At 77.8% G+C, this 6,607-nt stretch carries 5 protein-coding genes; 3 read left to right on the top strand and 2 right to left on the bottom strand.

Features of this window, described 5'->3' with window-relative positions:
• Positions 1-116 precede the first annotated feature (116 nt).
• Together malQ and ABTY20_RS34560 are read right to left on the bottom strand one after the other, a co-directional pair.
• Positions 117-2,174 (bottom strand): 4-alpha-glucanotransferase, encoded by a 2,058-nt coding sequence (gene malQ, locus ABTY20_RS34565; RefSeq protein ID WP_352001109.1) that lies wholly within the window; start codon positions 2,172-2,174, stop codon positions 117-119.
• A gap of 1 nt (position 2,175) precedes the next feature.
• Positions 2,176-2,457: a hypothetical protein gene (locus ABTY20_RS34560; protein WP_352001108.1), complete on the bottom strand. Its 282-nt coding sequence runs from the start codon at positions 2,455-2,457 to the stop codon at positions 2,176-2,178.
• A gap of 294 nt (positions 2,458-2,751) precedes the next feature.
• Here ABTY20_RS34560 and ABTY20_RS34555 point away from each other — a divergent pair, with 294 nt between their 5' ends.
• From ABTY20_RS34555 to ABTY20_RS34545, 3 genes are all read left to right on the top strand, one after another.
• A complete protein-coding gene (locus ABTY20_RS34555; RefSeq protein ID WP_352001107.1) occupies positions 2,752-5,652 on the top strand; it encodes a glycoside hydrolase family 84 protein in 2,901 nt (966 codons plus the stop codon).
• 72 nt (positions 5,653-5,724) lie between these two features.
• Positions 5,725-6,333 carry an RNA polymerase sigma factor gene (locus ABTY20_RS34550; protein ID WP_352001106.1) on the top strand — a complete coding sequence of 203 codons (609 nt, stop codon included), beginning with the start codon at positions 5,725-5,727 and terminating at the stop codon, positions 6,331-6,333.
• Positions 6,330-6,607, top strand: a 278-nt coding sequence (locus tag ABTY20_RS34545; RefSeq protein WP_352001105.1) for a zf-HC2 domain-containing protein, incomplete at its 3' end; no start/stop codon positions are given. The genes ABTY20_RS34550 and ABTY20_RS34545, both read left to right, overlap by 4 nt.

The following is a 6,607-nucleotide window of genomic DNA, read 5'->3' as shown; positions in this document are numbered from 1 at the left end:
TTCACCCCCCACACGGCGGTGACGAGGACGGCGAGGAACACGTGGGAAGGACGCATACCGAGAGGATCACCGCCTGGGCCGGGTCCGCGCGTCACGCGGCGCCCCGCGCCGACGCGTCACTCCCTCAGCGCGTCCATCAGGGCCCGGAGTCTCGCCGACGCCGCCAGGTCCTCCAGCGTCACCGGCCTGCCCCGCGCGTCCGCGACCGGCAGCCGCCAGTTCGGGTACTGGTCCCAGGTGCCGGGCAGGTTCTGCGGGCGCCGGTCGCCGACGCCGTCGGGCAGCCAGACCCCGACCATCCGCGCCGGCGTGCGCATCAGGTACCGGTGGACGGCCTGGATCTCGGCCTCCTCGGAGGCGTCCGCCGCCATCAGCCCCAGCCGCACGAACAGCTCCCGCCACTCCGCCGTGTCGGCCGCGGCCTCCGCCCGCTCCTCCTCCAGGGGCCGCGTGAGCAGCCCCAGGCCGTCCCGGAGCTCCACGTGCTCACCGCCGAGCCGGGCGGCCGTCGGCGGCAGGTCGTGGGTGGTCGCGGTCGCCAGGCAGTCCGCGCGCCAGGCGTCCGGCGGCAGCGGGCGCCGGTCGCCGTCCCAGTCCCGTTCGAACCACAGCACCGACGTGCCGTGCACGCCCCGTTCGCGCAGCGCCTCGCGCACACCGGGCTCGACGGTCCCCAGGTCCTCGCCGATCACCGTCGCCCCGGCCCGCGCGGCCTCCAGGACGAGTACGGCGAGCATCGCCTCGGCGTCGTAGCGGACGTAGGTGCCCTCCGTGGGCGGGTGGCCCTCGGGGACCCACCAGAGCCGGAACAGGCCCATGACGTGGTCGATGCGCAGGGCGCCCGCGTACCGGAACAGGCCCCGCAGCAGGGCGCGGAAGGGGGCGTACCCGGCGTCGGCGAGCCGGTCGGGGCGCCAGGGCGGCAGACCCCAGTCCTGGCCCCGGGCGTTGAAGGCGTCCGGGGGCGCGCCGACGGACATGCCGGCCGCGAAGTACTCCTGCTGCGCCCAGGCGTCGGCGCCGCCGGGGTGGACGCCGACGGCGAGGTCGTGGACGATCCCGACCGGCATCCCGGCCTCGCGGGCGGCCCGCTGGGCCGCGGTGAGCTGGGCGTCGGTGAGCCAGACGAGGCGGGAGTGGAAGTCGACGCGGTCCGCCAGTTCGCGCCGGGCGCGGGCGGTCCCGGGCGACCGCGGATCGCGCAGCCCGGCGGGCCACCGGTGCCAGTCGGCGCCGTGGACCTCGGCGAGCGCGCACCAGGTGGCGTGGTCCTCCAGGGCCCGGCCCTGCCCGGCGCGGAAGGCGTCGTAGGCGGCGCGGCGTCCCGGCCCGAGGGGAACCTCGTGCACCAGTTCCAGCGCCTCCCGCTTGGCGCTCCACACGGCGTCCCGGTCGATCAGGGCGTCCCCCTCCAGCACCGCCTCGCGCAGTCGTGCCGCCCGCTCCAGCAGGGCGCGCACGCGGTCGCGGTCCTCGACGTACGCGAACTCGGGGACGTCCTCGATCCGCAGGTGGACGGGGTCGGGGAAGCGGCGGGAGGAGGGACGGTAGGGGGAGGGGTCGGTCGGCGAGCCGGGGACGGCCGCGTGCAGCGGGTTGACCTGGACGAATCCGGCGCCGAGGGCGCGCCCGGCCCAGCCGGCGAGTTCGCCGAGGTCGGCGAGGTCGCCCATGCCCCAGGAGCGGCGGGAGAGCAGGGAGTAGAGCTGGACCAGCAGCCCGTACGAGCGTCCGGGCGGGGCGGGCAGCCCGGGCGGGGCGACGATCAGGTGGGCGCGGGCGGCGCGGCCGTCGGGGGCGGTGGCGGTCACCTCGTGCACGCCGGGCGGGAGGTCCTCGGCGGTCGCGCGGGTCTCGCCCCGTTCGGTGACCACCTGCAGCCGGGTGCCCCCGGGGAGGGCGGTCAGGGCGGCGGGGGTGCGGGTGCCCCAGCCGACCACGGTGGGGGGCAGCAGCCGCTCGCCGAGTTCGCGTTCGCGGGCGGCGAGGGCGGCGCGGACGGCCTGCGGGGTGGCCGCGTCCACGCCGAGGGCGGCCAGCGCGAGGGCGACGGCGGCGGCCGGGGCCGTGACCGTGCGGTCCGGGGAGGGGCGGTGGGAGGTGGCGACGCCGTGCAGGGCGGCGAGCCGGGAGAGTTCCGCGGAGGGGGCTCCGGCCGGCCGTGGCGCGCCCACCCTAGGGCTCCGGGAGGTACTGCGCCGGGAAGGAGTCGAGTCCGGAGGAGTCCGAGGGGTCGGGGAAGGCGTCGGACTCGCTGGTCAGGGGGGCGGTGTCGGCGAGCGGCGGTTCACTGGTGAGGGGTTCGGCGTCGGGCAGCGGGGGTTCGCTGGTCAGCGGGACCTCGGCGCGGGCGCCTTCCGCGCCGAAGACGCAGAAGTGCGGCTCCTCGAAGTCCGCGGAGGGCTCCGCCGCGGGTTTGGACGGGACGGGGGAAGGAACGTAGGCGGGTGCAGCCACAGATGGCCTCCTCGTCGGGCACGGCGCGGATCACGCGGGGCGTGCGGGTCGTGCGGGTTATCCCGCAGCCCTACCCAGCGGGCGCGGCGGCAGACGCACAAAGCCCTCCAGCGTGATCCTGCTCACATCCTGCCTCCACCTTCCCCTCCCCCAAGGGGACAAACACGCCACAACGGCCACTCTCATTGACACGTTCGCCGCGGAGGTGGTGGGCTCGGGGTTCCCCGGTAACGGAATGGACACGGCCGCACCGGCCGCCGGGCCGGGTGGCCCGTCGAGCACCCAGGAGGCCCCGTGCAGCTGCGGCGTCGCAGGACGGCGAACGCCGGGAGTGCCGTCCTCGCCCTCGCCGTCCTCACCGGGGCCCTGGGCGCCGGAGCCCCGGGCGTCGCGTCCGCCGCCGTGGCCGCACCGCCCGCGCCGGGCGCCACCACGTCCCCGGCCGCCGGCACGGCGCGCACGGCGGAGCCGTCCGTGTGGCCGCGACCGCACTCCCTGCGCGTGAACGGCGCCCCGGTCGCGGTGACCGAGGCGGTCGCCCTGGCCACGGACGCGACGGCCGACGCGTACGCCCTCGACGCGCTCCGCGCGCTGCTGCGGGAGGCGGGCGCACGCCGGTTCACCGCCCCCGGCGCACCGGTGCCCGAGGGAGCGCTCGTGGTACGCCTGGAAACGGAACGCGCCCCGGGCGACCCCCGGCGCGCCCTTCCCGCCGGCGGCTACGCGCTGACCGTCGGCACGGGGGCCGTCTCCCTGACCGGCGCGGACGGCGACGGCCAGTTCCACGCCGTGCAGACGCTGCGCCGGCTGCTGCGCCCGGACGGCGCCGCCTTCACCGCGGCCGTCGTGCGCGACTGGCCCGGCACCGCCGTGCGCGGCGTCACCGAGGGCTTCTACGGCACCCCGTGGACGCACGGGCAGCGGCTGGCCCAGCTGGACTTCATGGGCCGCACCAAGCAGAACCGGTACCTCTACGCGCCCGGCGAGGACCCCTACCGGCAGGCCCGCTGGCGCGAGCCGTACCCGGCCGGGCAGCGGGCGGACTTCCGGGAACTGGCGGAGCGGGCGCGGCGCAACCACGTCACGCTCGGCTGGGCGGTGGCGCCGGGGCAGGCGATGTGCTTCGCCTCGGACGACGACCTGCGGGCGCTGACCCGCAAGCTGGACGCGATGTGGGCGCTGGGATTCCGCGCCTTCCAGCTGCAGTTCCAGGACGTCAGCTACAGCGAGTGGCACTGCGGGGCGGACGCCGACCGGTTCGGGACGGGACCCGGCGCCGCCGCCCGCGCCCAGGCGCACGTGACGAACGCGGTGGCCCGGCACCTGGCGGAGCGTCACCCCGGCTCCGCCGCCCTGTCCCTGATGCCCACCGAGTTCTACGAGGAGGGCCCCACGGCGTACCGGCGGGCCCTCGCGGAGGAACTGGACGCGGGCGTCGAGGTGGCGTGGACCGGCGTCGGGGTGGTGCCGCGCACCATCACGGGCGGTCAGCTGGCGGAGGCGCGGGAGGTGTTCGGGCACCCGCTGGTGACCATGGACAACTACCCGGTGAACGACTACGCCCCCGGCCGGATCTTCCTCGGCCCCTACCGGGGCCGCGAACCGGCCGTCGCCGCGGGCTCGGCCGCGCTGCTCGCCAACGCGATGGAGCAGCCCGAGGCGTCCCGCATCCCGCTGTTCACCGCCGCCGACTTCGCCTGGAACCCGCGCGGCTACCGCCCCCGGGAGTCCTGGCGGGCCGCGATCGCCGACCTCGCCGGCGGTGACGCCCGGCGCGGGGAGGCCCTGGCCGCACTCGCCGGGAACACCGCGTCCTCGGTACTGGGCGGCGAGGAGTCGGCGTACCTGCGTCCCCTGATCGAGGCGTTCCGGCGGGCCCGGACGACCGCGGGCGGCGACGGCGGGACGCAGGAGGCCGAACGGCTGCGCGCCGCCTTCACCGTCCTGGGCGAGCTGCCCGAGCGGCTGTCCGGGACCGGGCTCGCCGCCGAGGTCGGCCCCTGGTCCGAACGGCTGGCCCGGTACGGCGGGGCGGGCATCGCGGCCCTGGACCTGCTGCGCGCGCAGCGGGCCGGGGACGCGGGCGCGGCCTGGGCGGCGTACCGGCGGCTGGGCGAGTGGCGGGCGGGGCTGGAGCCGTCCCGGGTGACGGTCGGCGAGGGGGTGCTCGACCCGTTCCTGAGCCGGGCGCGGCAGGCGTACGAGAGCTGGGCGGGCATCGGCCACGAGCCGTCCGCGCGGTCCGGCGGCGACCGCACGCTGCTCCGCCTCCCGCGCGCCCGCGCGATGGACGCCGTGACGGTGCTCACCGAGCCGGGCACCGAAGGGGCCGTGGAGGTCCGGGTGCCGGGTGAGGGGTGGCGCCGCCTGGGCGCGCTGTCCGCGACGGGCGCCACCGAGCTGGAGCCCGGCGACGACCCGGTGGACTCCGTCCGGGTCACCGGCGCCGACGCCTCCCGGGTGCGGCACCTGGTCCCCTGGTACGCGGACGCGCCGGCCGCCTCCCTGGAGCTGTCCGACGACCGTGCGGACACCGACATAGGCGGCACCCGGCGGCTGACGGTCTCGGCCGGCTCGCTGCGCCCCGACGAGGTGCGCGGCAGGCTGACCGTGACGGCCCCCGAGGGGGTCGGGGTCCGGGTGCCGAAGGGCGCGCTGACCGCCCCGCGCGGCACGCCGGTGGAGGTGCCGGTCGAGGTGACCGTGGACCCGGGCACGCCGACCGGGTCGTACGACGTCCGGCTCGGCTTCGGCGGGGTGACCCGCACGCTGACGGTGCACGCCGTCCCGCGCACCGCCGGCCCCGACCTGGCCCGCACCGGGCGGGCGAGCTCCTCGGCCGACGAGACGCCCGACTTCCCGGCCCCGGCGGCGAACGACGGCGACCCGGGGACCCGCTGGTCGTCACCGGTCGACGACGACGCCTGGTGGCAGGTCGAGCTGGAGCGCCCGGTGCGGCTGGGGAAGGTCGCGCTGCACTGGCAGGAGGCGCACCCGTCGGCGTACCGGGTGGAGGTGTCGGCGGACGGCCGCGCCTGGCGCACGGCGGCGACGGTGCGGGACGGCCGCGGCGGCCGGGAGACCGTCCGCATGGACGAGCCCGGCGTGCGCCACGTCCGCGTCCGGGGCGAGAAGCGCGCCACGCGGTACGGCTACTCGCTGTGGTCGGTGGAGGCGTACGCGGTCGCCCGGTGACCGGTCCCGCCGGTGCCGTGAACCGGCGTCCCCGCGGCCGTCGATAGACGGGGTGTGAGACTGTTCCGCCCCGTGGGGGGCCATCGGGAGAAGGACGAGGGGGACTCCGACGCGGCGCTGCTCCGAGCGGTCGCGGACGGGGACCCGGCGGCCATGACCGCGCTGTACGACCGGCACGCCGGGTGGCTGTACGCGCGGCTGAGCCGGCGCTGCGCCGATCCCGAGACCGTGCGGGAGGTGCTCCAGGACACGTTCGTCACGGTGTGGCGGTCGGCGGACGCGCACCGCGGCGAGCAGGCCGGCGGCTGGCTGTGGACCATCGCCGCGCGGCGGCTGGTCGACGCGTACCGGGCGCAGGAGCGGGCCGCGCGACTGCGCACCGCGCCGATGGAGGAGGCGTGGGACGGCGGCGCGCCGGCCGGGGCCGCGTCGCCCTCCGCCGAGGACCGGGTGCTGGCGGGCCTGGAGTACGGGGACGTGGGGACCGCCCTGGACCGGATCTCGCCCGAGCTGCGGGAGGTGCTGCGCGCCACCGTCGTCGACGGGCTGAGCACCCGGGAGACCGCGCGGCTGCTGGGCATCCCGGAGGGGACCGTCAAGTCCCGTGCGACGCGGGCCCGCGCCGAACTGCGGGCGGTCCTGGCACGGATGAGCCCGTCCCCGATGGGAGGTCCGGCATGACCGGCTGGCACGCGTCCGACCACCTCGTCACCCGTTACGCCGACGGCTCACTGCCGGAGTCGGACGCGTGGTCGCTGGAGAAGCACCTGGAGTCCTGCGACGGCTGCGCGCGGCGCGTCTCGCGGGCGGTGGGCACCACGGCGGCGGGGGCGGTCCTGGCGGAGGTCCGCGAGGCGGTGCTGGCCGACGTCCGCGGGACGGTCCGGGCCGGCGCCGGCCCGGCGGCCCGGTCCGGGGCACGCACGGCAACGCCGGCCGGCGCGTCCGGAGCCGT

It is taken from the genome of Streptomyces sp. NPDC126497 (genome assembly GCF_040302425.1).
Lineage (GTDB): Bacteria > Actinomycetota > Actinomycetes > Streptomycetales > Streptomycetaceae > Streptomyces.
The sequence above is the reverse complement of the archived record's forward strand: the minus strand, read 5'-3'. Positions and strand labels throughout refer to the sequence as shown.